Genomic DNA, 26102 nt, shown 5'->3' with positions numbered 1-26102 from the left:
AACCCATCAGCCGCAGTGTTCGATCAAGCGCTCACACTCCCCCAGCCAGAAGCCAAGATCGGGTTCGATATGCAGGAAGATGCGTGACAACAGGGTTCCCTCTTCAAGGAACTCGGCCACCGACACATCGCGTGTCGCGGTCCGCTTGAACCAGGTGTTGTACAGCTTGAGCAGGTTCACGTCGCGGAGCAGAAAGTCGCTCACGGCAATGTCCGTGCGCCTCATCACCGCGCAACTGTCGAAGTTGTACAGCGGTCGATAACCCGGGTCGCATACCGATGGCGAAATTGTCACCAGCTGGTGCGGCGACCTGGCGACAAGCTCCTTGATCCCTCCCGGGTTGCCCCAGGCATGTGTCTCTACGGCGAGCCCGGTCGCCAGTGCCTCTGCGAGATCGGCGTTTCCCGGCAGTGAGGCGAACAGGCATTCGCTGTGCCAGTGCAGTCGCTTGTCGAGTCCCGTCGGGAACAACAACGAGGTCGGGTCGCGCAGCAGGATGCTGTCCGCGTCGATCCAGGCCCCGCCATGGCGATGAACGTAGGCCATGCGGATGAAGTCGCTCCTGGCGACGATCGCCTCGATCCCTTTGTCCATGCTGAAGGTCAGCGACTCGAAGCGCCAATCCTTGCCGAGGATAGAAGCATCTATGCAATTCTGCAGGCTGACCGGGGTTAGCAGGGTGAAATTGTCCCCCAGCGCCCGCTGCATTGAGACCAGAGCCAAGGCGATCCACGGCGGCATGCTCTGCCCCGCCGCCGTTTCCCAGTAGCTCACGTAGTTCACACGCACAACGTGGCCCTCTCTGCCGTCACGCCGCCACTGCCCAGTAGCCCAAGGTCCTCCAGGTAATTCCGCAGCAGCGTTAGCGAAGGTATGCATTCGGCCTGCCGCAGGAACTCGTTTCCCAGAGCCGCCTTGTACAGCCGCAACCAATTGGCCGCCGGCACCCGCGCCAGGAATGCCGGCAAGGCTTGGTAGTTGTCCGTCGAAAACAATAGACGCAACGTGCGCAGGATGGGTTGGTATTCCGCCGCCCCAAGGAGTTTGGCCAATGTGTCGTCCAGCTGATGGCTGATTTCCACCATGTTCAGGCGCTCCTCGACGGTGGCATTAGCCAGGGCAACCCGCGGATCGATGGCAATAGGGTAGATCGCCTGGAACGAGCGGGCACCGGCTAGCAGGGACTCACGCAACACCTTGTCGGCGGTCGATCCGGTCACCAGCACATCGTCACCAAAGATGACGTGCACGCCGCTCCAGCGATAGAAGTTCTCCGCGGGAATCACATGGTCCTGGACAAGATTGACCCGCTCGCGCTCTTCAGTACTCAGGCTCGCGTAGTTCTCGCAAGGAGGAGCGATGCGCGGCAGCTTGACGTTGATCAGGGTGGGCAGGCCCATATGGGCGAGCTTGACGTTGATCTCCTCCACCACGATGTCGTAGAGCACGTTGGCCGTCGAAGGCACGTTGCGCCAGCCAGTGGTCATCAGCACCACATTTTCGTCGTGCTCCCGCGCGCTGGTGAACAGCCGTGCCCAGTGTGACGCCGGGTCATCCAGCTGTCGCTCCAGATAGTTGATCACCAGGCCGGCGAGAAAATTGATGTCCTTCTGGCTGCCGTACTTGGCACGGCTGTAGATGGCCGTCAGCTCGGAGGCGCTTGCGCCACTGCTCATGTCGCGGAATCCGTCGGTGCCGTCGATCGTCAGACAGTTCAGGGCATGACCGCCGAGCACCGCGACATAGTTGTCCATATTGATTAGGTCTTGCGCCAGCAAGCCGCCAGCGAACGCGCGCAGACCTCCATTCACGTGCTCCGCCTGCGGCCGGGCCACGGCCTCGCGAAAGCGCGCCAGCTGTTCGTCGACAGGCGCCGTGGCGAGTAGATTCCAGTCATTCGATCGGGAGTTCACGGGACAATCCTTGTATCGGTGCCAGACGCCGGGCTGAAGAAATCCAGGGGCATGTCGATGCGTCGACGCCCTTCAAAGTAGCTGATCCGGTGCAGGCCCAGTGGTTGCAGTTCATCGACCAGGGTGCGGATGCCGGCCCCCGCGTCATGCGGATCGTGGGTGTCGGAACCTATGGTGAACGCCGCGCCGTAGGCGATCAGTTGGGGCAGCAGGGTGCGTGATGGATAGCTCCAGACACCCTGAACCTCACGAGTCGAACCGGGCAACAGGCTCGACTTGCGAATGCCCGAGGCATTCAGTTCATAGGCCACACCATTGCGGGCGAACAGCGGCAGCATCGGTTCCATCCGGCGCAGCACTACGTCTTCCGCCACCCCGCGCAGCAGCGTGTCGGCGTGCCCGACTGTGTCGAACAGCCCGCACTCCAGCAAGGCTTGCAGATGGGCGAAATAACGGTCGAGAAAGGCCGGGGCGGACAGCCTGGCCAACTCCCAAACCTTAGCCATGGGCTCGCCCGGTAACTCGACGTAGTGGATCGAGCCGATGGCGAAATCCAGATCGTACCGGGCCAGCAACTCGCGGTTGTAGGCATCCGCACCCGGCATGTAGTCGAACTCCAGTCCGCGCAGGATCTTGATCTGTCCCTGGTGCTCCTGTCGTGCCCGCTCAATATCGGCGAAATAGCGCTCCAGTTCCGCCTCCAGCAGGCGATTGTCGCTGTCCACCGGAAACGGCGCGTGGTCGGTAATGGTGAGGATCTTCACTCCGGCGGCGATTGACGCCCGCACCAATTCGTCCACCGTACCGACGGCATGCTTGGAATAAAAGGTATGACTGTGGGAGTCGATCATGCCGGCACCATCTGTTCTAACAGGCCATCGTGATTGGCCAGTTCCTTGACCAGCCAGTAGGGGTTATTCGCCTTGCGCAGGATCTTGTGCACCAGTTCGAGGTCGTCGAGACGCGCCAGCAGGTCCCTCAGTGGTTGGCTGTAAAGGGCGCGGACCAGGGGCGTGTCGCGTACATGGCTGGCCAGTCGCTCCCAGCCAATCCGGTCAAAGTGGATATTGCCCAGGCGCTGGTGCTCGATGCCGTACAGGTAGACGTCACCATTAGGTTTCACCGTCAGGTCCATGCCGTTGGCGTGAGGAGGCGGGTTGAGGCTGCCGAGGGTGAAGCGCTTGTTGACCCGGGCTTCGATCGCGTCGATGTAGCCATGCAGATCCAGATAACCTGGTGGCGTGTCGGCCGCCGGGTGGACCAGGTTCTTGTAGTCGATACCGAACCGTTCCTCGCCGACCACCAGCGTATCTTCCAGGGCATTGCCCGCGACGATCCCGGCGTCGAGGCCCCAGCGCGCCAGTTCCTCCCGGAGGTAGTCGCGGGTGAACTCCCGATCAGTGTCGATCGAGCGAAACGAAAAGCTCAGCCCGGCCGGTTTGTTTCGTCGCAGGTAATCCAGGCTGAAGCCATGAGCCCGCCATTTCACCTTTTCGATATGGTGGCTGTCCGAGCTCAGTCGGATATTGCAGGTGTCGCCCCGGCTGACCACGATGCGACTGGTGGTGTCATAGAACTCCGCCATCTTCTCGTGGGGAAAGAAACCGCTTGTGATGAACTCGAAACGCTTGCCGCCCTGGGAAAGCTCAAGAATCTCGTGGAAGACTCTGGCGTTGTTGAGGGGTTCGCCCTCTCCGCTGATGGAGATGCGCTTGACGTCGGGGGCGTTGATCAGCGCCGCCAGGTTCTCCCGGGCGAGGCTCGATAACTCCATGCTCATCCCCGTCTTGTGCTTGTCGGCGTACATGCAGAACGCGCAACCGATGCCGCAGATTTGGGTGATATCGATGTACAGCAGGTGGCCTTTCAGATCCATCTTTCTTGACTCGTTGCTAGCCTGCACGATTGCACGGGCGTGGGTTGCACATGACCGGTAGTCACCGGTCGCGTGGGGCATCAGTAAGGCTGCAATACCTGCAGCTGCGGGATCTGCACGGAGTCGCGATGGACCACTGTATGCAGTACCCGATCCTCTCGGACCGCAGCCATGTCCGGGTAATCGCTGTAGTGGTCGTTGCTGATCACATAGGTCTCGACATCGAACTCCGCGGCGGCCAGCACCGGATGGTCGGCGGTAAGGGTGGGCGGCATAACCAGTATCCGGGCCTGCGGAAACATCGCTTGGAGTGCGTTGTCGCTCATATCGAGCTGGCGGCGGATGCCCGGATCGAAGACCAAGGTCACGCCATAAGTCGCGGCCAGGTGAGGCACAAGTGTCTTGAGCACCTCCAGACCGATGAAGCGCCGTTTTCCGCCCGCTTCGTTCAGGTAGCAAAGATTATTGCCATCTACCACCAAGTTGCGGATTTCGTTTTCCAGCAAGCGAATGGTGTCGCGCAGGCGGCGCTTGCGTTTTTCCTCTTCCCGTTCCAGTTTGCGCTGGTGGAATTGCCGATCCTTCAACACCCTATCCGGACTGCGTTGCCCGACACCAAAGCGGTTTTCACATTCGTCATGGGCCATCCTTTTATCGAATGAGCTTTGCGCATTGTCCAACTGGTTGATGAAGCATTCGGCATCGATGATGTCCCGCTCCGTCGCCCGCAACTGGTCATGAGTAGTTTTCCAATTGCGATACACCTCTCCGGCCACCGCCTCCCAGTGGGCGCTGGCCTTTCTGACTTCGTCGACGACGCTCTGCAGGCGTTGCACGTCGTTGTCCAGTTGCGTGATGGTGGCCTTGGCCTGCAATGAATCGAAGCCCTGGTATCGCCGCGAATTGGCGCTCAGGCGCAGCTGCTCCCGTTCGCTTTCGCCGAGCCCGGATACCAAGCCCTCTTGCCGGCTCTTGAACTGCGCCAGCCGCTCCTGCAGGGTGCTGACCTGGCGCTCAGCCACGCGCCGTTCACTGGAAAACCAGTGCAACGGCGACCAGCCCGCCTCGGCAACGCCCTTGGCGCTGTTCAGCTCAGCGCGGCTGGCCTTGATGCTCTGTTCGACCCTGGCAAGCTGCTCCCGCGCGGCGAGAGTTTCCCGTTGCACCTGAGCGAGCCTGCTATGGTTGCTCTCCTGGTCGAATCGCTCGAACCATTCGAGGTCGGCACGCAGATTCTGGATGTCTGCATTGATCTTTATGATTTCCCCCTTGAGGGATACCAGTCGCTTGGCGTGATGGTTGCTGTACACGGTTCTCGCTCCTACTCAATCCGTTGGTTCAGGTGGCGCTCTGCGCGGCGCGTTTGCCGGAGGCATGCACGGCTTTCGCCGCAAGGCTCAGCGCGACCACCGTGGCCGCGCCAGCGGCGAAGCAGATGACGTTGGTCAGGAGAAATTCGAGAGGGGAAATCACAGGGTTCATTGACTCACTCCTTGGTCGTCTAAAGTGGGCATCAGGCGCCCAGGCGTATCCCGCATTTGCCACAGAAGTTGGCGGCGGCCGCGACTATCGCGTGGCAACCGGGACAGGTGGGTTTGAGCAACATCTTCTGGCGCATATGGCCGATCTGGATGACGCAGGGCACGGTGACCCGGTACGCCGGGCTTGCTAGGTCGAATGCCGTCCAGATCCCGGTGATGGCCCAGCCCACCGGGCCAGCCAGCACTGCTAGACCACGACCCAGGGTGCTCGAACCCGCCAGCACCACGCCACGCCCTACCAGGCTGCTCATGGTCGCGCTGGCGACCACCGCCGCCACGTTGTAGGAAGCCAACCCGGAACTACCGAGTGAAGCCAGCAAAGCCGCCAATGCCCCCGGCCCCATGCCGGGTCGGTACGTCAGTCCGCCCAGGGATTCGAACAGTGTTTTGCGGTCTTCCTCGCTCATCCGCGCCAGGGACTGGGCGAATACCTTGGTGATGATCGCCATTTCCATCTCGGCGCAGCTGGCGCTCGCCTTGTTCTTCGCGCCGACGTGCCCGGCCACATCAGCCAACAGCTCGCGGTACGGCACACCACTACCGCCGCGGAACAGGTTGACCAGTGAGTTGCCGCCAAAGCGGGTAAGCTCCTCGGCGAAAATAGCCCGGGTCGACTCGCCGACACCCTTGTCCTTGTCGGACATCAACTGACGACAGACTGAAGATGACAGGGAGATGCGGCCCTTGCCGTTGTCGGTGATCACATCTATCAACAGGCCCACGTCGTCGGCGCTGGCACTCATCAATACATCGGCAAGATCGGGGTCGTGAATGATCGGCATCCCGGCACTCCTTATTGTTCGCTAGAAGAAGGATCGTGTGGCGTGGTCTGGCTGACCCAGGCGCCCGCTATCGCGGCCAACCACTTGCGTGGGCCGGATTTTGAAATCTCGCGCAGCATCAGCGCATCGAGCTTGAGACATGCGCGTCTACGCCACTCATCGCGGGCATTGGCCCGGGCAACTTCCGGCGAGGCACCCACAATACTGGGGCGCCGATCCGGATGGACCTTGCATTCGCGCAAGACCTTTTCCACCGGATTAATCTCTTGAAGCCGCTCTTCGGCCTCCAACTTGTGAGCTGCAACCAAGTAATCGCCACTGTTGCCGATCGCGCTGGCCAGCAGTGCCCAGTCCTGGGGGCGCATCAACAGGAAAGCAGGTGGCACCCCCAGAGCCTGGGCAAGACGCTCGATAGTGCTCAGGTCCGGGTTGGCATCGCTACCTTGCGCTGGTGATTTCAGGGCCCGCAGCGTGCTACGAGCGATGCCGGTTTGCTGCTGGATCTGCACCGCGGACAAAGGCCCGGGGCCGTCGGCATCGTGTTGCGTTTCCCGCAGCGCACCTGCGACAGCGAGAACGGAGGATAGGTTGCGGCTAAACCATTGGCCGAGCGAAACCTGAATGGGTTGAGGCGTGAGGATATTCATTGCCATCATCTCGCTATTAGATAGTGGCACTTTAGTAATATTTTTAGCGTAGCGAAAGGCCTAACTGGAGCGCTGCCACTCCATTTTTAGGATCCCCCGATGGTGACTGGAGCGTTGTCACTCCATTATTCTGTGCGTTGTCAGGGTGAAGACAACAACGGAGCCCTGTAAATCCAACGCTACGCTTTTCCCGAACGCCGGGCGTTTGCCTTTCTGAGCATTTCATCCAACTGCGCTATGAGTTCATCCGGGTCCAATTCGGTCCAGTTGCCACAATCCGCGGCCACAATCATTTCGGCGAACTCCGGGCTGTACTCAGGTACCCGGTCAGCGACCACGTCGTCGACGAAAGACGTGAAAAACCAAGCGCCCTCCGCCTCTTCACCAACAAGCCAGCCTTTGACTTGCAAGGTGGCCAATTCCCCCAAGTAAGCACCATCGTTCAGGTGTGGGTGAACGCTTAGGACAGCAGATTTGAGCGCCGACGAACTAGTACCGCTTTTCGCCAACTCGACAATCATGAGTTGCAGCGAGGTCATCTCGGCCATTGGGGCCTCCGATTTAAGTTAGTGGGGGCGCAAGGGCGCAGGACGCCCCCTCGCCTCCTCCAGCAGGATGACTTGTGAGATCGTTTCACCAAAGCAATGGTGGTCAGTCGTTCACCGGCAAGTCATACCCAATACTGAACAGAGCCTGTTCGATGCTGCGAAGTGTTTGTTGGGTTGTTTTACCGACCCGGAAAGGACTCTCAGAACAGAGAGGATGTTTTGCCACTTGGCTGAGCACGTAGCTGGCGTGCATGTTCCAACGTGCGTGATGCGACCCTGAGCGCAGGCGTTTGAACTGAAGACTTCCGATACTTGGGTTACGGCGTTTAGGTGCGAGAGCAGTGGTCGACTCTTTCGCCCCGGCCCAAGGGAAATTAAGCGCCGGCGGAACTTTCGTCAGGCATTTGACATTGCAGTATTTGACCACCAGCAATCCCAATGCAGCGGCTACCCGGCTGTCGTAGATGATGAAATCAGGGCAAAGCAACGAATAGATTTTGGTCATTCCCGAATTGAAGCGCAGCGATTGATTACGAAGAATCGGGGCGTCGGGATCATTGTCTACCAATGCTGTAGCGACATCCGAAATCATCTTTGCAAGGCCAGTCTTGTTGGCTTTCAACCATTCGTTGTTGCGGGAGGTGACACCTCCCCAGGCCATGACGTCGAGGGACGCCTGGAGGATCAACGCATCGCTGCTGCCAGCAGCGATCAAGTCTGCGCGCAGTGCGGACAGCGCCATTTCGTTGCTGGCAGCGCTAACCCCTGGGTTGAACGCGAGGCGGGTATTACCCGGGTGATTCCAGCAATACGAGGTAAACGCGCCGTACAGGCTGTTACACGACCACCGTACTCCCGAGCGACGATCAACGTACTCATGCGTGATGAGCGTGTCCGAATCAAGATGACCCGCCAACCAGTCGATGAATTCGGGGACGTGATCAAGCTTAGCGTAGGGGTGTTTAGTGTTCATGAATGCTCCTGTGGGCTGGCATATTCAACGCCCAATTGCGTGCCAGCGGGGCTATGATGCAGCCCTACTAGACACTGATTTGTCCGAGTTGAAAAATTATGCGAATTATTTCAGATGAAACTGAACACCGAGAAAAGCGACGCAAATATTTGCGCAAGATTCTCCAACGTGCAGGCCGCGCTTTGTCGACCGAGGAGTTGCATCAAGAGATGCTCGAATGGGCGGACGGTACCGCCAATCCGAGGACAACTCGGCGTGACCTGTTTGAGTTGAAGGCGGAAGGGTTTGTAGAAAAAGTACCCGAAGAATCAGGACAGCGACGCAGAGCGCATCGCTGGAAATTGGGCAAAGGCAGTTTTGACTTGGCGCTTTCGCCGCAAGAATCGATGACCCTTAGCGCTATTTTCCAACATGCTGAACGCTTCGGTTTCTGGATGGACACGAAAGAGCTTACAAAGCTGCGCGAGTACGCGGCCTGGGAGCTGAAGTCTCGATCAGCCCGGCATTTAGTCGCCGAGGGTCGCATCATCACTGGCACGCGGTTCACTGTGCTGGAGCATGGGCAACATGACCATGAGCACCTCAAGCTCATACAAGGTGCAATGATCGACGATCATAGCCTGACCGTGCGTTATAGACCTCGAGATGCCAACGGCGTGGAGTGCTCCTACCTTCTGAAACCGCTAGCGCTCGCGTACCAGGACAGCAACATCTACCTGTCAGCATTTGTAGCAAAGGAGACCTGGCATGGAGAGGCGCCCGATCCTGGCTTGCCAAGAGGAAAGTACAGCAGCAACGGGATTGGTAAAACCTGTGCGCTGATGTTGCATCGGATGGTAGACGTGCGGGTGGCGAGGGATGCTATCCAAGAACCTGAAGGCTATGACGTTCGCTCCATCGAGGTTCAGCGAGACCTAATTTCTGTCCACGCGAACGAGACGATAGAGTTGGTGTTGCGGTTGAAGGAGAACCTTCACAATCGCCTTACGGAAAACGCGCTTGCGGCGAATCAACAGGTCGAAAGAGATGGCGATAGATGGTTGCTGCGGTGTGAATTGCTCGACACTCAGGGTCTTAGATTATTCCTGATGAGCAATGCCGCAGACGTCGAAGTCGTTTCGCCCGCGCACCTTCGCTGTCATGTCCGCGAGCAACTCGAAACAGCGCTATCGCAGTACACGTGCTGAAATCGACTGGAAAGGCTCCCGGCATCTGGCGCAAATTTTGTACATTCTAGCCCTACGCCAATGGTGGCTGGCCAAACCTCGCGCTCGGTCAACGCCTCTATGCTAGTCCGTTTTAACGGTCCAGGGCTGAATGGATGCTAATACAGCAGATCGTGGAGGTAATCCCTCTAAAGTCTGGAGAGTGTGCCCATTTTGGAAGCGATTGAGCGACGTAACAAACGGTTCGCATCGCAATGGTGGCATTGGTTTTTTTTGCGCCCAACCCGACAAGCCAGAAAGGAGCATGTGTCAGACCGGTGGCAACTGGACGCGCGCCCAGCAAGCAGAAGCTATCGGCCACTAGTAGACGCTCCTGCACTGAATATTTCAACTATCCGCCAAGCGATACAGCGCTTGAACGTGGCAACTGTGCTGTGGAATTCAATAAACCTTCACATCGTAGCCCAGTGCTCTCAACGCCTTGCTGGTGCGACCGTTGCGCGGTGGGACCACTTCCGGCCGGGCCCAGCCGATCACCTCGGCTAGAGAATTCAGGCCATAGCGTGGGATGCTGTACTCCCAGTCGCGCCCAGCATGGTACAGGCGCAACCAGATCTCATTATCTTGCCCTTCGTAGAGCACATGGTGGAGTAGTTTACGAACATCCCATCCCTTGCGGTTGCGCTGACGCAGGATGAGTTCGGCAAAGGGCCGCACACGTGACTCCCTGTCCAGCGTCTTCAGCTCAGGAAAGCCAAGCTCGGCGGTTGGCACTTTTATTATGTGCTCCATGGTCGCGTGGGTGTTGCGACACAGGACGGCGAATTCCTCACTAGATAATTCGAGCACCCTGTCCCGGGCCAGCAACTCACGCACCGCCGGTGCACTCTCATAAAGCGCGTAGTCTTCGTACGATGGCGCTTCCGACAAAGACTTCCACCACCTCAGTTCAACCTCCAGTGCAGCCTGCGGGTTGGCCCGATGGCTTTCGTGGAAGTCCTCGTATGGCTTGCGCTGGGCGTCGCCGACATGATTGTAATAGTAACCATGCAGAAATTGATCGACATGCCAAGCACTTGGGACATCGGCACTCACCCATTTGGGTCGGTAGTCACCCAGTTGTTGCTGGATGCTCTGCAGAATACCGAGCGTTTCTAACCACTCCTGCTTGAAATTGTCCTTCCGTCGGTCAAAGGCGGCCTTCTCTTGGACAAAGCTCGGCCCTTCCCATTCGGGATGGCTGCGCTTCTTGCGCGACTCGTCGTAGATGCCCTTGTTCCAGAGGTTGAAGCGCTCCATTTCAGCGATGTAATCCGCCGAAATAGGGATGGTCACTTCCAGTTCATGCAAGTAGTCGAAGAGGTCTTCCAACTGGTTGTCCATGCCATTTGCGAGCAACTCGTCCGCCGTCAGGAAAACTCCCGCTTCAATGTTCGTAAGCCACCCATTATCGGTATGGTTGGCCGAGCCAATATAGGCGCCGTAACCTTTCCACCAAATAACCTTGGGGTGGAAGCGGTCGGGGACAAAGCGCGTAAATACATTGTCTTTCTGATGCTTGAACAGGCGCTTGAGCAGCTCTACCGAAACAGGCACGGTGTGGTCGTAGCGCATCCATAGGTCCAGACGCAGCTTGTTATTGACGCAATGGCCGACCAGATCTTGGGTGATATCGGATGCACTACTGCCATAGGCCACGGCAGCCAATACGCCATCTATCTCGACCTCGGCCCCAGGTAATAGGTCGCGCAGGTGTACCCCGTTAATTCGATTGGCGATGAGCTTCATGTCGACTCCTTTCAACGTATTGCGTTGGACAATGCGCACACGACGCTACTATATCCGTTCAATCACAAATTGAGCGGTAAGCGACCGCCCAACTCACCTTGCGCAAGTCAGTCCGGTATCCACCGACGTGGCAGCAACTGATCAATCTCACTTACTCGCTGCGTCTGCAGCCGCGTCAGCACATCCTTGAGACAAGCATACGGGTCGTGCCCATTAATGCGCACTGACTGGATCAGGCTCATGATCCGCTGCTGAAGCTTATCCGAAGTAGGCGCATACCTTTTGCCAGACTTAATGGCCTTCCGATATCACTTTCGTAATAATCCTCTCAAGAAACGCGCATCGCCGCCGATGCGTTCGGATTGGACTGCCTCCATGCAGGGTCAGGCGCCACCTCGGCGACCTATCTGAAGGATGAGATGACATGGAAACGAAAGAGACCCTCGAACAGGGTGTTCTGTATGCTCAGGCTGGCTTCAACGAACTGCAGAACCAGTTCCTGACCGATGCATTGGATCAGTACTCGGTGATGCTCAAGCAATCGATCACAAGAAAAGACGGTGAGTATGCAAACTGGGCCCTGGACAAGCAGCAGGGCCGAATCGCAGAAGCTCACCACGCGGGCTCGTACAACATCGAAGCAGCCGGCAAGGGAGCCAACAACCACCGAGCCACGTTGGACGTAGGGCGACATAACGATCCAGTCACCGACATTCGCATCAACACCCCCGATGGCTCTAAGGACTATCAACTCAAGTTCTACAAGACTGCAGAGGAAAGCACCAAAGCCATCAACCACGGTGATTATCAGGACGTAGGCAAAATCGTCCCGGAGGAGCAGCTCGCTGACGCCCGAATCGTTGCCAAAGACGAGGCGACCAACAACGCCCAGAAGCGGCCGGAGGTAAGCGAGAACTACAAGAAGACCTCAGAGACCCTGGATGACTCGATCCATTCGGACGATCGCCCCGACATAAAGAGCAAGCCACTCAAGCGCCGCGGCAAAGGCAGCTCTGAGGAACTCGTCAAAGAAACCACCAAAGAAGGCAAAGGTCCCGAGTACGCAGAGAAAGATCGCGTGCGTGCTGAGTTCAATCGCATGCAATACGCGAATGCAGCCAAGGCTGGGGCAATCGGTGGCGCCACGCTAAGCGCCGCCTCCGAGCTACTTGGCATCATGCGCAGCGATGAGCCCCTCACGATGGAGCAGTGCTATGAGGCCGCCGAGCGTATTGTTCTGAGCTCGATCAAGGGGGCCGGTAATGCCGTCCTGGTCACTGGCATTCAGCACCTTGGCCAGAACCTGATCGACAGCGCCTCGCACACCGTACTCAAGAACGCAGGCGGCCACCTGATTAAAGGCAACGTAGCTTCGGCTGTCACCAACATCGCGGTGAGCCTCGGCCAGAACATCTACAAGTTCTCGCGAGGCGAAATCGACAGCCTGGAGTTCGGTGGCTCAATGATCAGCACCACGGTATCGGTGGTGGGCGGGTCCTTGGCGTACAGCGCAGGCACCGCGACGGCGACCTTCCTGGGCCAATGGGTGGCCTCCGAGATCGCCTCCACAGCTCTGTTTGGCACCACACTTGGAGCCCTTGGCCCAATTGCGCTGGGGGCCGTATTCTCGATTGGGTTCTCCTTCGCTGTCTCTGCTTATGTTGGCCACTTCGCCGGCCAAGGTAAAAAACTGGCGATGGAGGACATGCAGGCTGCGATGTCCCAGCTCACCAACGGCTCAATCAACCTATCGCAGTACGCGGGGTTGGTCGGAACGATGTCCGAGTTCAAGTTCGAGTGGAAGGACATGCTGCCGTTTTCCGGCAGTATCTCGGTATTCTCGGAATACCGTGCTCGCAAAGGTCAACTTATGGCCGTGCAGAAGCAGATCGAGAAGCAGATCGCCAGCCTACCTTCCCAAGAGGCAGAATCCCTCTATCAGCTTAAGGCCAGCTACCAGCAGAAAATTTTGCAGATCGAGGAGGACTACGAGCGTCAGCGCCAAGAGATCACTTGGCAGGCGGGGGAGCGCTATCAGATGCTGAGCAAAGACCTGAACGCTCACCTGGAGCTTCAGTTCCTCCTGTTCACCCCAATCAAGAACACCCTTCTCGGCGAGCGCAAGGCGCTCCAGGCTGCCGGTACCGAACAGCAACTCGAACAGGCGCGCATGGATGCCTATCGCGAGGAGCTCAAAACGCTGCAGCAATCCCTTGAAGCGACTGCATTCGGGGGTGGTGACACCGACAAAATCGCACGGACGATGCTGGCCACGATCGATGTCCGTCTCACGGACGTGCTGCCTGAGCAGACGTCGTGGGATCAGGCCTACGAATTTTTTGTGCGCCCGTAGTGCAAGGAGCCCAGAATGCTAAAGAAACTTGTCCATTACTTCACCAGCCGTAGCCTGGATAAACATCTGCAAAAAACGCAGTGCATGATCGATGAGTATGAGCGCGAAGCTGCGGCTAGCCAGGCCCGGGTTAAAGCTCAAGCCGACGCGTACAAATTGCAGATCCAACAGCTCGCCAAGCTGCGCGAGGAAGAGCTCAAGCAGTATGTTGAGTTCCTCAACGATCACATCGAGAAGACCACGGACTACATTGACCACCTCAAAGACCTCCCGCAGGCTATGTTCCTGTGTATCGAGGCATGGTTGCGCAAGAACATCAGCGAGCTGCGCTGGAATCTTGAGAGAGACAAAATCCAGGTCATCCGATCCACGATTTCGTACCTGGATGAGCTCAATCAAGAGATGATCCGGCTTTCGCGCGCCGAGGAACGCCGCACCTGGCAAGCACAAATTGCGGATCGTCCGCCTCGCGTCACAACCCCGGAGATAAACAAGCTCGTCAAACAGTTTGCAAGAGATGCCAAGTCCGATGCCAAGGACTATGAGCGCGATCTGAGCCGTATCAAAAGCTATCAGAGCAAGCTGCGAAAGCAGCTAAGTGACCTCCGAATTTCCACCTCCGCGCTCAAGGCAGAGAAGGAACGAAACAGTGAGCAACACCAGCTCGTGAGGCAGCGTGTGAAGAACCTCTACGAGCAGTGCGGTACCAAATTCAGAGCACTGCAGGATATTTTCGAAAACTACTACCAGTTCTTGGACAGCGAGTCGCCACTGGCCAACCTGTGGATTTCACAAATGCCCAATGGCGGCACGCTCAGTGAAATCAATCAGGTGCTCATCGATACGAGGCCCGATTGGGAAGACGCCAAGCGCAAGACATCAGACCTCAAACATCGTAAAGCGATTATCCAAACGCGCATCAAGTGGGCTCATGACTTTCAAGAGTTTTCCACACTCGACGCGGACAAGGCAGCGCGCTCGGAGATTTTCCATTCGCTGGCAGCCGCTCGCGAACACCAGGACAACTTCTACGCAGCCCGCCAGGTGTTCACATTTCGCCGCGATGAAATCAAGAAACTCATGGGTTGGATCAACGACCTTCACCCCTCAAAAACCATCGAGCAGGTATTCACCTTGCTCGCGCGCGACGACGCAGACATCTACTGGCCAGCGATCGGCCTGGCGACCAAGTCAGTACGTCACCCAGCAAGGAGGCAATAGTGAGCACATCAAGCACAATGCGCGTGAAGCTCAGCTTCCAATGGGGCGCCTGGCAATTCAGGGAGTGCTTCATCGCCATTTCCGAAGCCGTACGACAGGGCTACACCACCAACGATGAGCTGATCAACGTCCTGCCCCAATTTACGGTCAACCGCCTCGTCTTGGGTTTGGACAAACTGCTCGCAGCGGAGATGGCCCACCTCAACATGGACACGCTCTCCATCAATGATGACATGCGCATCGTCGAGGCACTCGCGGCTGGCCAGGTACTTGAGTTGCCGCTGAGCATCGAGCAACTGGAACGAAACGACTCACTGCTGAGCAAGATTCTGATGGGCATTGGCGTACGAAACCCGGCGGGTGCATTGTCGCTCTTGAAGCCAAAAGTTGAGGGGGTCTGAAATGACATCCAAAGAGCACTTCAACAAGGGTGACCTGAGCACATCCCCCTCCCCTGTCTCACCGGCACCCGACCTCATCGATCACATCGACGACTGGCTGGAGTACCTGGTCAAGCTCGTCGAGATCACAGCCGATCCGATCACCCGCGCAAAGTATGAACGGCAGATCAAGTACATCCTGCGATTCCGCAGTGGTGCTAACTGCAACGTCGCTCACAACAACATCTTGGCCAAGTATTACACCGAGGCGGCAGGATCCGGAGACGATGCATCGGGCAGCAAATCGGCTGAGAAAACCCACGCTACCGCTCGCAAAACGAAGGTAGGTGCTGAGCTTGCCGAACTGGGCCTGCACCATTCGATGGCTATTCACGCCACGGCACCGGTGCAGGAGTGCTACCTGGCTGACATCTATGCCTACTCCCAAATCCAGAAAGCCCTGGCTGGCGAAGACATCTTCTTCCTTCAAGGGCCTCCAGGTACCGGTAAAACCACCGCAATCGTGGAGATCATCCTCCAGACCCTGCGCAGCAAACCCGACGCGCGAATCCTCATCAGCTCCGAAACACACGTCGCGGTCGACAACGCTCTTGATCGCCTGACCACTCACCTTTCAGTTGCCGATATGTCCATGGTGATGCGCTACCCACGCTTCATGGTCTCCACCCTGGAAAACCCAGCCTCCATCGAAGTCCAAGCGCTTGATCGGGCTGATGCCGTATGGAGAGATGCGTGGGAGAAAGCGCCGGAGCTCACAGAGCGTTTGTGGCAAAAGCTGGATCGCGGACGCACGAACAGCGATGGGAGTATCGAACTTCCTCGGTGGTTGGTGCGCAACCTCGCCGACCGGCATCAGATCATCGGCGTGACCTGCAACCAGGTGGATCACTTAATCGACAAGGACAGTGACATGTTCGACCTGGCCATTGTCGATGAGTGCTCCAAAGCCACCCTGCCCGAGTGGCTCATGGCACTCACAGTGGCCCGCAAGTGCGTGCTGGTGGGCGACCATAAGCAGTTGCCACCGACCTTCTGCAAGGAAGAGTCTGCCGCCCTCTCGGCACTCGACAAGGCCCAGGAGAAGCTCATCAGAGGCGGCGTCATCGAGCGCATCTTCGAGAACTTCCCCGAGCACATGAAAGGCACGCTGCTCAAGCAGTACCGGATGCTGCCAGAGATCGGCAAATTCATCTCCAAGCACTTCTACAACAACGGCCTCGATCACAGCCGCACGGAGGGTAATGGCCTGTTCGAGCAATTCGCCTGGCTGACCTACGACTCCAAGGGGTACTTCGTCCCCCCTGAACGCGGAGAAGAGGAAAAGACATTGATCAACCAGCGCGAGATTCAGATCATCGTTGATCGCCTGACGACGATGTGTGAGCAAATCAGCGAAGCAAAGTCTGCTGTGATTGCTGAAGCCTCAGCCCGCGGCGATACCGTGGGCTCCGGTGATGTGATGATGGATGCCAGCACCACCGTTCTTCAAAGCGAAGAGTCCAGGCCCTACTTCAGCGACGGCAAGCGATTGAGCGTAGCAGTGATCACGCCTTACCGCGCACAGTGCAGGCAGCTCAAGCTCGCCCTGGGCAAACTCGATTTCCGCGAGCATCTGACAATCGAGGTAGATACCGTCGATGCGTTCCAAGGGCGTCAGGCTGACGTCGTCTTCTTCTCGTTCGTGCGTACCGTCGGGCCCGCCACGTTCTATGCAGACGACCGACGCATGAATGTCGCCATCTCCCGGGCCAGAGACTGTGTCTACCTGGTGGGAAGCATCGAATACATCCGAAGCAAGAGGCTGCCGGCACTGACAGCGCTTGTGGGAAGACCGGTGATTTCTATGGTTGGATGAATCAGGCCGCGCAAGCCACGCTCTCAACCGCAGCCTACCCTGGTCACGCGGTTTCAGGTGGATCGATAGGGGCTCAGAGTCGAATGCATGGGCTTCGAGCCCCAGATCTTCTAGCCCCGATTTGCTGACATTTCGTCTTATAGGGTTATTGGGACTTCTCGGTTAGCGCGGCCTCCCCACAGTCAAAGCTGGAGACTGCTGACGGGCCGTAATTAAGGTCCCCTCAACCCCCATCGCCGAACTTACTGCGGGGGGGACTCCGGCACCCAGAAATCTCGCGCCCATTTTCTTTGAAACAGACGAGGATTCCATCCAAAGCCAGTCGTTTTGTAGGGGTAAAAACACTTAAAAATAAAAAGGGTCGCGAGATAAAATCTCGCAACCCTTTGATTTATATGGTCGGGACGGAGTGATTCGAACACTCGACCCCTAGCACCCCATGCTAGTGCGCTACCGGACTGCGCTACGCCCCGACTAGGCGTGAATCTTGTTCCGCTTCTCAGCGGAACGCTCAGGAATATATCGCAAGCTTTTGAAAACTGGAAGTATTTAAAAGCAGAAATTTATTTCTTGAGCACCACCAGCACATCTTCAAGCTCGGCGATCATCTGGCGGATCATCTGTTTGTACTGGGTTGTATCGTCTTTGGCCTCGTCACCGGAGAGGCGCAGGCGTGCGCCGCCGATGGTGAAGCCCTGGTCATAGAGCAACGCGCGGATCTGCCGGATCATCAGCACGTCCTGTCGCTGATAATACCGGCGGTTTCCGCGGCGCTTGACCGGGTTGAGTTGAGGAAACTCCTGCTCCCAATAGCGCAGCACGTGCGGTTTTACCGCACACAGCTCGCTGACTTCACCGATGGTGAAGTAGCGTTTGCCCGGGATGACGGGTAGTTCGTCGTTATGACTTGGTTCCAGCATAAGCCTCAACTCGGGCCTTCAACTTCTGCCCTGGACGAAAGGTGACCACACGGCGAGCCGTGATCGGGATTTCTTCTCCCGTTTTTGGATTGCGGCCAGGCCGCTGGCGTTTGTCCCGCAGGTCGAAATTGCCGAAACCGGACAACTTGACCTGTTCGTTGTCTTCCAGAGCGTGCCTGATTTCTTCGAAAAACAGTTCGACCAATTCTTTGGCCTCCCGTTTATTCAGGCCCAGCTCCTCATACAGACGTTCCGCCATCTCAGCTTTCGTCAGAGCCCCCATACGTCACTTCCTTAACGTGGCGTTCAACCTGGTTTCGAGCGAGGTGAGGATATTTTGCGTTGCGGCATTCACCTCATCGTCATTAAGAGTGCGCGATGGATGCTGCCAGGTCAAGCCAACAGCAAGGCTTTTTCTATGCGGATCAATGCCTTTACCCTGATACACGTCAAAGAGCCTGAGGTCCGTCAGCCATTCACCTGCATTTTCACGAATTACTTCCAGCACAGCGCTGGAAGCCACCTCGCGATCGGCCAGCAACGCCAGGTCACGACGCACTTCAGGAAAGCGCGATAACTCCTGGAATTTCGGCATTTTCCCCGATGCCACTTCGGCCAGGATCAGCTCGAAGACGAACACCGGGTGATCGAGGCCCAAGGTTTTCGACAGTTCAGGGTGAATCGCGCCGACATAGCCGACTTCACGCCCGTCACGCTCGATGCGCGCCGTCTGCCCGGGGTGCAGGGCGGGATGCTTGCCCGGCACGAAGGTGAACGCGTCGAGCGCACCAGCGAAGCCCAGCACCGCTTCCACGTCTGCCTTGACGTCGAAGAAATCGACGACCTCGCGGCCTTGTGCCCAGCCTTCCGGCAGGCGACTGCCGCAGACGACACCGGCGAGCATTGGCTCTTGCTTCAAGCCGTCCAGTTGGCCCACGAAGCGCAGGCCGCTTTCGAACAGACGCACGCGGTCCTGTTGGCGATTCAGGTTGTGTTGCAGCGACTTGACCAGGCCAGGCCAAAGGGACGAGCGCATGGCCGCCATGTCATTGGAAATCGGATTGGCCAGCAACAGCGGCTCGACACCCGGGCTGAACAGCTCGAACTGGCGAGGATCGATGAAGCTGTAGGTGATCGCTTCCTGATACCCACGGGCCACCAGCAGGCGGCGCAGCTCTGGCAGGTCGCTACGGGCTTCGGCCTTGGCTTGTGGAGCTAGGCGCGCTTGCGGGTAACGAACCGGCAGGCGGTTGTAGCCATACAGGCGGGCCAGTTCTTCGATCAGGTCGACTTCCAGGCTGATATCAAAGCGATGGCTTGGCACTTCGACGCGCCATTGCCCTGCCCCGTCAGCGCTGATGTCCAGGCCCAAGGCACTGAGCAGGCGCTCGACTTCGGCGGCGTCCATGTCCATACCCAGCATCTGCGAGATGCGCTGGGCACGCAAAGTGACCGGTGCGATCTTCGGCAGGTGTTGTTCGCTGACAGTCTCGATGATCGGGCCGGCTTCGCCGCCGGTGATGTCCAGCAGCAGGCCAGTGGCGCGCTCCATGGCTTCACGGGCCAATTGCCAGTCCACCCCACGCTCATAGCGGTGCGAAGCGTCGGTGTGCAGGCCGTAGGAACGGGCCTTGCCAGCGACGGCAATCTGGTCGAAGAACGCACTTTCGAGAAACACATCACGGGTCGTCGAGGAGACGCCGCTGTGCTCACCACCCATGACGCCGGCAATCGCCAGGGCGCGGGCATGGTCGGCAATCACCAGCGTATCGCTGCGCAAGGTGACTTCCTGGCCGTCGAGCAGCACCAGTTTTTCGCCTTCCTCAGCCATGCGCACGCGGATGCCGCCATTGATTTCGGCGAGATCGAACGCGTGCAGCGGTTGGCCCAACTCCAGCATCACGTAGTTGGTGATGTCGACGGCGGCGTCGATGCTGCGCACGTCGGCGCGGCGAAGGCGTTCGACCATCCACAGCGGCGTCGGCTTCGACAGGTCGACGTTGCGGATCACGCGGCCCAGGTAACGCGGGCATGCCGAGGGTGCCAGTACTTCCACCGAACGCACTTCGTCATGGCTCGCCGGTACAGGCGCAACAACTGGACGAGAAACCGGGGCGTCGTACAAGGCGCCGACTTCCCGGGCCAGACCGGCCAGGGACAGGCAGTCACCGCGGTTCGGGGTCAGGTCGACTTCGATGCTCGCGTCGTCCAGGCTCAGGTATTCACGGATGTCCTGGCCCACTGGCGCGTCGGCCGGCAGTTCCATCAGGCCGTCGTTGCCCTCGCCGATCTGCAGTTCAGCCTGGGAGCACAGCATGCCGTTGGACTCGACGCCCCGCAGCTTGGCTTTCTTGATCTTGAAGTCGCCCGGCAGTTCGGCACCGATCATGGCGAACGGGATCTTCAGGCCCGGGCGCACGTTGGGCGCGCCGCAGACGACCTGGAAGGTCTGCGCACCATTGCTGACCTGGCAAACTCGCAGTTTGTCGGCGTCCGGGTGCTGCTCGGTGCTCAACACCTCGCCCACTACCACACCGCTGAATTGACCGGCGGCCGGCGTTACGCTATCAACCTCAAGACCGGCCATCGACAGACGAGCAACCAGCTCGTCCCGGCTTACCTGCGGGCTTACCCAGCCGCGCAGCCATTGTTCACTGAATTTCATCCTGCTCTCCTAATAAGTTCGTGACGGCTAGCGAAATTGCGCAAGGAACCGCAAGTCGTTGTCGAAGAACAGGCGCAAGTCATTCACACCGTAACGCAGCATGGCCAGACGCTCGACGCCCATGCCGAAAGCAAAGCCGGAGAATTCTTCCGGGTCGATCCCGGACATACGCAGCACGTTCGGGTGAACCATGCCGCAGCCCATGACTTCCAGCCAGCCGGTCTGCTTGCAGACGCGGCAGCCTTTACCGCTGCACATCACGCATTCCATGTCGACTTCGGCGGATGGCTCGGTGAACGGGAAGTACGAAGGACGGAAACGCACCGCCAGTTCTTTTTCGAAGAACACCCGCAGGAATTCTTCGATAGTGCCTTTCAGGTCGGCGAAATTGATGTCGCGATCAACCAGCAGGCCTTCGACCTGGTGGAACATCGGCGAGTGGGTGATATCGGAGTCGCTACGGTAAACACGGCCTGGGCAGACGATGCGGATCGGCGGCTGCTGCGACTCCATGGTGCGGACCTGTACCGGCGAGGTATGGGTGCGCAACAGCATGTTCGCGTTGAAATAGAAGGTGTCATGCATCGACCGGGCCGGGTGATGGCCTGGGATGTTGAGCGCTTCGAAGTTGTGGTAGTCGTCTTCCACCTCAGGGCCTTCGGCGATGCCATAGCCGATGTGGGTGAAGAACTGCTCGATACGTTCCAGGGTCCGGGTTACCGGATGCAGGCCGCCGGAAGTCTGGCCACGGCCAGGCAGGGTTACGTCAATGGATTCGGCGGCGAGCTTGGCAGCCAGATCCGCTTCCTCGAACAACGCCTTGCGCGCATTGAGGACCTCTGTGACACGTTCCTTGGCAACGTTGATCAGCGCACCGACCTGCGGACGCTCTTCGGCCGGCAAATTCCCCAGGGTCTTCATCACCTGAGTCAACTCGCCCTTCTTGCCAAGGTAGTGAACCCGGATTTGCTCCAGGGCATTGATATCTTCAGCGCTTTGCACAGCCTCTAGTGCTTGAGAGACCAGCGCGTCCAGGTTTTCCATGTACAGACTCCAGATACAAAATAGGGGAAGAGCTTTAAGGCTCTTCCCCTATTTATGACGTTTGACACCCGGGCCTGCAGAGGCAGGCCCCGGTGACTGCCGGGGGTACTTAAGCCAAGGTGGCTTTAGCTTTCTCGACAATCGCAGCAAACGCCGCTTTTTCGTTCACTGCCAGATCAGCCAGAACCTTACGGTCGATCTCGATGGACGCTTTTTTCAGGCCGGCGATGAAACGGCTGTAGGACAGACCGTAGGTACGAGCACCAGCGTTGATACGAGCGATCCACAGAGCGCGGAACTGACGTTTTTTCTGACGACGGTCACGGTAGGCGTATTGGCCTGCCTTGATTACGGCTTGCTTGGCAACACGGAATACGCGGGAACGCGCACCGTAGTAGCCTTTAGCAAGTTTCATAATTTTCTTGTGACGCTTACGGGCAATGACGCCACGCTTTACACGAGCCATGAGTTACTTCCTCTATTCTTGATCCAAAAATTAACGAAGGCGCAGCATGCGCTCGACTTTTGCCACGTCAGACGGATGCAGCAAGCTGCTACCGCGCAGTTGACGCTTACGCTTGGTCGACATTTTGGTCAGGATGTGGCTCTTGAAAGCGTGCTTGTGCTTGATGCCGTTAGCAGTTTTCAGAAACCGCTTAGCAGCACCACTTTTGGTTTTCATCTTTGGCATGTTCGGATACTCCGCATTCAGTTGATAAACATAATCGCAAGGCCTGCCGTGCCCTGGTGATTACTTCTTCTTTTTCGGGGCGATGACCATGATCAGCTGGCGTCCTTCCATCTTAGGATGCTGTTCGACCGAACCGTACTCGAGCAGGTCTTGTTCAACCCGCTTGAGGAGTTCCATCCCCAGCTCCTGGTGGGCCATCTCACGGCCGCGGAATCGCAAGGATACCTTGGCCCTGTCCCCATCACTCAGGAAACGTACCAGGTTGCGCAGTTTTACCTGGTAATCCCCTTCCTCCGTCCCTGGACGAAACTTGATTTCTTTTACCTGAATCTGCTTCTGGTTTTTCTTCGCCGCGGCAACCTGTTTCTTCTTTTCGAAGATCGATTTGCCGTAGTCCATCACCCGGCAAACCGGTGGGACTGCGTCTGCGGAGATTTCTACCAGATCAAGCTTGGCTTCTTCAGCAATTCGAAGCGCTTCATCAATCGAGACGATGCCAATCTGCTCGCCGTCAGCGCCAATTAACCGAACCTCGCGTGCCGAGATATTCTCGTTGATCGGGGCTTTCGGTGCAGCTCGTTTATCTTGTCTCATATCACGCTTAATAATAATTACTCCGAATCTGGGCGACCACGCCGGGAAACCGCTTGCGCGAGAAACTCGGCGAATTGGGCGACGGGCATCGAGCCCAGGTCAGCACCTTCACGAGTACGCACAGCGACAGTCTGCATCTCGACCTCCCGATCTCCAATAACCAAGAGAAAGGGAACCTTGAGCAAAGTATGCTCGCGGATTTTAAAGCCGATCTTTTCATTTCTCAAGTCGGACTTGGCACGAAATCCGCTTTGGTTGAGAGTTTTTTCGACCTCAGCGGCAAAATCTGCCTGTTTATCAGTGATATTCATGATCACTGCCTGGGTCGGCGCAAGCCACGCAGGGAACGCACCCTCGTAGTGTTCGATCAGGATGCCGACGAACCGCTCGAAGGAACCGAGGATCGCGCGGTGAAGCATGACCGGGTGCTTGCGACTGTTGTCTTCGGACACGTATTCGGCGCCCAGACGGATCGGCAGGTTAAAATCGAGCTGCAGGGTACCACACTGCCAGACACGGCCAAGGCAATCTTTCAGCGAGAACTCGATCTTCGGACCGTAGAACGCACCCTCGCCCGGCTGCAGATCGTACGCAAGGCCCGCGCTGTCGAGGGCTGCGGCCAATGCGGCTTCGGCGCGATCCCACAATTCGTCGGAACCGACGCGTTTTTCCGGACGAGTGGACAGCTTCATCTCGACTTCGGTGAAGCCGAAGTCGCGGTAGACATCCATGGTCAGCTTGATGAACGCAGCGGACTCGGCCTGCATCTGTTCTTCGGTGCAGAAGATGTGGGCGTCGTCCTGGGTGAACGCCCGCACACGCATGATGCCGTGCAGCGCACCCGAAGGCTCGTTACGGTGGCAGGCACCAAACTCGGCCAGGCGCATCGGCAACTCGCGGTAGCTTTTCAGGCCCTGGTTGAACACCTGCACGTGGCACGGGCAGTTCATCGGCTTGATGGCGTAGTCGCGGTTTTCCGACTGGGTGGTGAACATGTTGTCGGCGTAGTTGGCCCAGTGCCCGGATTTCTCCCAGAGGCTGCGGTCCACCACTTGCGGGGTCTTGATCTCGAGGTAGCCGTTTTCACGCTGGACCTGGCGCATGTACTGCTCGAGCACCTGGTACATCGTCCAGCCGTTCGGGTGCCAGAACACCATGCCCGGCGACTCTTCCTGGGTGTGGAACAGGCCCAGGCGCTTGCCGATCTTGCGGTGGTCGCGTTTCTCGGCTTCCTCGATGCGCTGGATGTAGGCCGCGAGCTGCTTCTTGTCGGCCCACGCCGTGCCATAGACGCGCTGCAACTGCTCGTTCTTCGCATCGCCACGCCAGTAGGCGCCGGACAGCTTGGTCAGCTTGAAGGATTTCAGGAAACGGGTGTTCGGCACATGCGGGCCACGACACATGTCGACGTATTCTTCGTGGTAGTACAGGCCCATGGCCTGCTCGTCCGGCATGTCTTCCACCAGACGCAGCTTGTAGTCTTCGCCACGGGCCTTGAACACTTCGATGACTTCGGCGCGCGGGGTGACTTTCTTGATGACGTCGTAATCTTTCTCGATCAGCTGCTGCATGCGCTGTTCGATGGCGGCCATGTCGTCCGGTGTAAAAGGACGCTCGAAGGCGATGTCGTAATAGAAGCCTTCGTCAATGACCGGCCCGATGACCATCTTCGCGCTCGGGTACAGCTGCTTGACCGCGTGGCCGACCAGGTGCGCGCAAGAGTGGCGAATGATCTCCAGCCCCTCTTCATCCTTGGGCGTGATGATTTGCAGCGTGGCGTCGTGGTCGATCACGTCGCTGGCGTCGACCAGCTTGCCGTTGACCTTGCCGGCCAGGGTGGCCTTGGCCAGGCCTGCGCCGATGGATGCGGCGACCTCGGCCACGGAAACCGGGTGATCGAAGGAACGTTGACTGCCGTCGGGAAGAGTAATAGTTGGCATGGCGCCTCCTCTCCTAGTGGTGACCCCTACCAAAGGTCACGTGGGTTGGGATGAGCCAGTACAAGATCCAGTCCAGGCCATTCAATGACGAACGCCTGCCTTACAGCGGCAGGAGCCTTGCGGCCAACCGGGGAAACCGAACCAGAGTGACTGGGATTCAAATCAGGGTTATTCGAGCATTTGCCGCCGCCGGAACCTGTGTCATCCGGAGCCTGAAAATGCCTGAGCCGGGGATCCTAGCACAGATGAACGGTCGCCGCCGTGCTCGAATTGATGCGGGCGTAAATCCGAGGTATTTATGCCAGAGTGCTGAACTGAAGCGAGCGCAACGCCTCAGATAACAAGACATCGACCCGAAAGGAGCATCTTCGCATGCGTCTGAACACCTTATTCGCAGTAGTCGCCCCCCTCGCCCTGCTGCTTCCGTTGACCGCCCATGCCGACTGGCCCAAGGGCGAGCGCGAGAAGTACATGGCCCAGTGCACTGAGGCGGCAACGCCACAGATCGGCGCGGCAGCAGCCAAGTCCCACTGTGCCTGCGGCGCCGACGCCATCAAGTCCTATCCGGCGGGTGACATCCAGGCGCTGATGGACAACAAGGCGACCCCCGAACTGCAGCAGAAAGCTCTTGGCCAGATCGCCAAATGCAAGGCCAATGCACCTGCGAAAAAATGAGTAGGCGGGGCCTTTGAAGCGGGTCGGCACCGTTAAAAAAGCCGGAAAAAACCCTTTTCCAGACGTTTTTTTTAGGTTTTACAGCTTTTTTTATCGCCTTTACTTTCAGCTGAAACCCTTTAAAACCGGGGCCTTCAGCGAGACTGGGCGACAAAGAGAACACGACTGATTGGCAAACAGCGTGTCCGGGGGGCTCCCAAATCGAACATTTCGACTATGATACCCGGGTGTGCCCAGTTGGCCTGAGCAGCACAGTACACTGAAAATATATGTTTCTTGGAGATACACCATGTCTAATCGCCAAACCGGCACCGTTAAATGGTTCAACGATGAAAAAGGCTTCGGCTTCATCACTCCTCAAGGTGGCGGTGACGACCTGTTCGTACACTTCAAAGCTATCGAAAGCGACGGTTTCAAAAGCCTGAAAGAAGGCCAGACCGTTTCCTTCGTGGCTGAGAAAGGCCAAAAGGGTATGCAAGCTGCACAAGTTCGCCCAGAGTAATTTCTCG

At 57.8% G+C, this 26102-nt stretch carries 26 protein-coding genes, 1 tRNA gene and 1 pseudogene; 7 read left to right on the top strand and 21 right to left on the bottom strand.

Annotated elements, in window-relative coordinates; all coding sequences use genetic code 11:
* Positions 1-6: 6 nt before the first annotated feature.
* The 10 genes from RGM2987_RS13645 to RGM2987_RS13600 all read right to left on the bottom strand — a co-directional run bounded on the left by RGM2987_RS13645 (position 7) and on the right by RGM2987_RS13600 (position 8280).
* Complete coding sequence (locus RGM2987_RS13645) at positions 7-783, bottom strand: glycosyltransferase (protein WP_245141984.1); 777 nt, start codon at positions 781-783, stop codon at positions 7-9.
* A complete protein-coding gene (locus RGM2987_RS13640; protein WP_245141981.1) occupies positions 780-1913 on the bottom strand; it encodes a phosphoribosyltransferase family protein in 1134 nt (377 codons plus the stop codon). The genes RGM2987_RS13645 and RGM2987_RS13640 overlap by 4 nt, the downstream gene beginning before the upstream one ends.
* Complete coding sequence (locus RGM2987_RS13635; protein ID WP_245141979.1) at positions 1910-2764, bottom strand: histidinol-phosphatase; 855 nt, start codon at positions 2762-2764, stop codon at positions 1910-1912. The genes RGM2987_RS13640 and RGM2987_RS13635 overlap by 4 nt, the downstream gene beginning before the upstream one ends.
* Positions 2761-3789 carry a radical SAM protein gene (locus RGM2987_RS13630; RefSeq protein ID WP_245141977.1) on the bottom strand — a complete coding sequence of 343 codons (1029 nt, stop codon included), beginning with the start codon at positions 3787-3789 and terminating at the stop codon, positions 2761-2763. The genes RGM2987_RS13635 and RGM2987_RS13630 overlap by 4 nt, the downstream gene beginning before the upstream one ends.
* Positions 3790-3869: 80 nt before the next feature.
* Positions 3870-5099, bottom strand: a complete 1230-nt coding sequence (locus RGM2987_RS13625; RefSeq protein WP_245141973.1) for a hypothetical protein — start codon at positions 5097-5099, stop codon at positions 3870-3872.
* Between the two features lie 28 nt (positions 5100-5127).
* A complete protein-coding gene (locus RGM2987_RS13620) occupies positions 5128-5271 on the bottom strand; it encodes a hypothetical protein (RefSeq protein WP_176814209.1) in 144 nt (47 codons plus the stop codon).
* 31 nt (positions 5272-5302) lie between these two features.
* A complete protein-coding gene (locus RGM2987_RS13615; protein ID WP_245141971.1) occupies positions 5303-6112 on the bottom strand; it encodes a ubiquinol-cytochrome C chaperone family protein in 810 nt (269 codons plus the stop codon).
* A gap of 11 nt (positions 6113-6123) precedes the next feature.
* The gene (locus RGM2987_RS13610) at positions 6124-6759 is read right to left on the bottom strand and encodes a helix-turn-helix transcriptional regulator (protein WP_245141967.1); all 636 of its coding nucleotides are present in this window, start codon (positions 6757-6759) and stop codon (positions 6124-6126) included.
* A gap of 179 nt (positions 6760-6938) precedes the next feature.
* Positions 6939-7307 carry a hypothetical protein gene (locus tag RGM2987_RS13605; RefSeq protein WP_245141963.1) on the bottom strand — a complete coding sequence of 123 codons (369 nt, stop codon included), beginning with the start codon at positions 7305-7307 and terminating at the stop codon, positions 6939-6941.
* Between the two features lie 103 nt (positions 7308-7410).
* Entirely contained in the window at positions 7411-8280 is an 870-nt protein-coding gene (locus RGM2987_RS13600; protein ID WP_245141957.1) for a hypothetical protein, read from the bottom strand.
* A gap of 98 nt (positions 8281-8378) precedes the next feature.
* Here RGM2987_RS13600 and RGM2987_RS13595 point away from each other — a divergent pair, with 98 nt between their 5' ends.
* A complete protein-coding gene (locus tag RGM2987_RS13595) occupies positions 8379-9467 on the top strand; it encodes a WYL domain-containing protein (RefSeq protein WP_245141954.1) in 1089 nt (362 codons plus the stop codon).
* Positions 9468-9887: 420 nt separating this feature from the next.
* Here RGM2987_RS13595 and RGM2987_RS13590 read toward each other — a convergent pair whose 3' ends face one another.
* Both RGM2987_RS13590 and RGM2987_RS13585 read right to left on the bottom strand, forming a co-directional pair.
* A complete protein-coding gene (locus RGM2987_RS13590; RefSeq protein ID WP_245141951.1) occupies positions 9888-11234 on the bottom strand; it encodes a phospholipase D family protein in 1347 nt (448 codons plus the stop codon).
* A gap of 107 nt (positions 11235-11341) precedes the next feature.
* A pseudogene (locus RGM2987_RS13585) lies at positions 11342-11479 on the bottom strand (transposase domain-containing protein); the annotation flags it as partial.
* Positions 11480-11658: 179 nt separating this feature from the next.
* On the opposite strand from RGM2987_RS13585, the gene RGM2987_RS13580 reads away from it, so the two are divergent.
* From RGM2987_RS13580 to RGM2987_RS13565, 4 genes are read left to right on the top strand one after another with little or no spacing between them, the layout of a single operon-like run.
* Positions 11659-13587, top strand: coding sequence for a hypothetical protein (locus RGM2987_RS13580; RefSeq protein WP_071492926.1), 1929 nt, complete (start codon positions 11659-11661; stop codon positions 13585-13587).
* 15 nt (positions 13588-13602) lie between these two features.
* Entirely contained in the window at positions 13603-14808 is a 1206-nt protein-coding gene (locus RGM2987_RS13575) for a hypothetical protein (RefSeq protein WP_245141949.1), read from the top strand.
* Positions 14808-15209, top strand: coding sequence for a hypothetical protein (locus RGM2987_RS13570; RefSeq protein WP_071492924.1), 402 nt, complete (start codon positions 14808-14810; stop codon positions 15207-15209). The genes RGM2987_RS13575 and RGM2987_RS13570 overlap by 1 nt, the downstream gene beginning before the upstream one ends.
* Before the next feature lies 1 nt (position 15210).
* The gene (locus tag RGM2987_RS13565; protein WP_245141946.1) at positions 15211-17064 is read left to right on the top strand and encodes an AAA domain-containing protein; all 1854 of its coding nucleotides are present in this window, start codon (positions 15211-15213) and stop codon (positions 17062-17064) included.
* Positions 17065-17460: 396 nt separating this feature from the next.
* Here RGM2987_RS13565 and RGM2987_RS13560 read toward each other — a convergent pair.
* The 9 genes from RGM2987_RS13560 to thrS form a co-directional block, all read right to left on the bottom strand.
* Positions 17461-17537, bottom strand: a tRNA-Pro gene (locus tag RGM2987_RS13560).
* A 90-nt stretch (positions 17538-17627) separates the two neighbouring features.
* Positions 17628-17984: a MerR family transcriptional regulator gene (locus RGM2987_RS13555; RefSeq protein ID WP_003179985.1), complete on the bottom strand. Its 357-nt coding sequence runs from the start codon at positions 17982-17984 to the stop codon at positions 17628-17630.
* Positions 17965-18267: an integration host factor subunit alpha gene (gene ihfA / locus RGM2987_RS13550; RefSeq protein WP_002553164.1), complete on the bottom strand. Its 303-nt coding sequence runs from the start codon at positions 18265-18267 to the stop codon at positions 17965-17967. Before ihfA ends, RGM2987_RS13555 begins: the two co-directional genes overlap by 20 nt.
* Positions 18268-18270: 3 nt before the next feature.
* Entirely contained in the window at positions 18271-20649 is a 2379-nt protein-coding gene (gene pheT, locus RGM2987_RS13545) for a phenylalanine--tRNA ligase subunit beta (RefSeq protein WP_245141943.1), read from the bottom strand.
* A gap of 27 nt (positions 20650-20676) precedes the next feature.
* Positions 20677-21693, bottom strand: coding sequence for a phenylalanine--tRNA ligase subunit alpha (gene pheS, locus RGM2987_RS13540; protein ID WP_047229332.1), 1017 nt, complete (start codon positions 21691-21693; stop codon positions 20677-20679).
* Positions 21694-21802: 109 nt separating this feature from the next.
* Positions 21803-22159 carry a 50S ribosomal protein L20 gene (gene rplT, locus RGM2987_RS13535; RefSeq protein WP_039592831.1) on the bottom strand — a complete coding sequence of 119 codons (357 nt, stop codon included), beginning with the start codon at positions 22157-22159 and terminating at the stop codon, positions 21803-21805.
* A gap of 30 nt (positions 22160-22189) precedes the next feature.
* Complete coding sequence (gene rpmI / locus RGM2987_RS13530; RefSeq protein WP_002553160.1) at positions 22190-22384, bottom strand: 50S ribosomal protein L35; 195 nt, start codon at positions 22382-22384, stop codon at positions 22190-22192.
* Between the two features lie 60 nt (positions 22385-22444).
* Positions 22445-22996 (bottom strand): translation initiation factor IF-3, encoded by a 552-nt coding sequence (gene infC, locus RGM2987_RS13525; RefSeq protein WP_245142009.1) that lies wholly within the window; start codon positions 22994-22996, stop codon positions 22445-22447.
* Complete coding sequence (gene thrS, locus RGM2987_RS13520; RefSeq protein ID WP_245141940.1) at positions 22996-24918, bottom strand: threonine--tRNA ligase; 1923 nt, start codon at positions 24916-24918, stop codon at positions 22996-22998. The genes infC and thrS overlap by 1 nt, the downstream gene beginning before the upstream one ends.
* Before the next feature lie 372 nt (positions 24919-25290).
* Here thrS and RGM2987_RS13515 point away from each other — a divergent pair, with 372 nt between their 5' ends.
* Together RGM2987_RS13515 and RGM2987_RS13510 are read left to right on the top strand one after the other, a co-directional pair.
* Entirely contained in the window at positions 25291-25593 is a 303-nt protein-coding gene (locus RGM2987_RS13515; protein ID WP_245141937.1) for a hypothetical protein, read from the top strand.
* Between the two features lie 289 nt (positions 25594-25882).
* On the top strand, positions 25883-26095 hold the full coding sequence (locus tag RGM2987_RS13510) for a cold-shock protein (RefSeq protein ID WP_003179963.1): 213 nt from the start codon (positions 25883-25885) through the stop codon (positions 26093-26095).
* Positions 26096-26102 lie beyond the last annotated feature (7 nt).

Origin of the sequence: Pseudomonas sp. RGM2987 (genome assembly GCF_022952855.1) — a bacterium.
Lineage (GTDB): Bacteria > Pseudomonadota > Gammaproteobacteria > Pseudomonadales > Pseudomonadaceae > Aquipseudomonas.
This window is presented reverse-complemented; position numbering and strand designations above follow the sequence as displayed.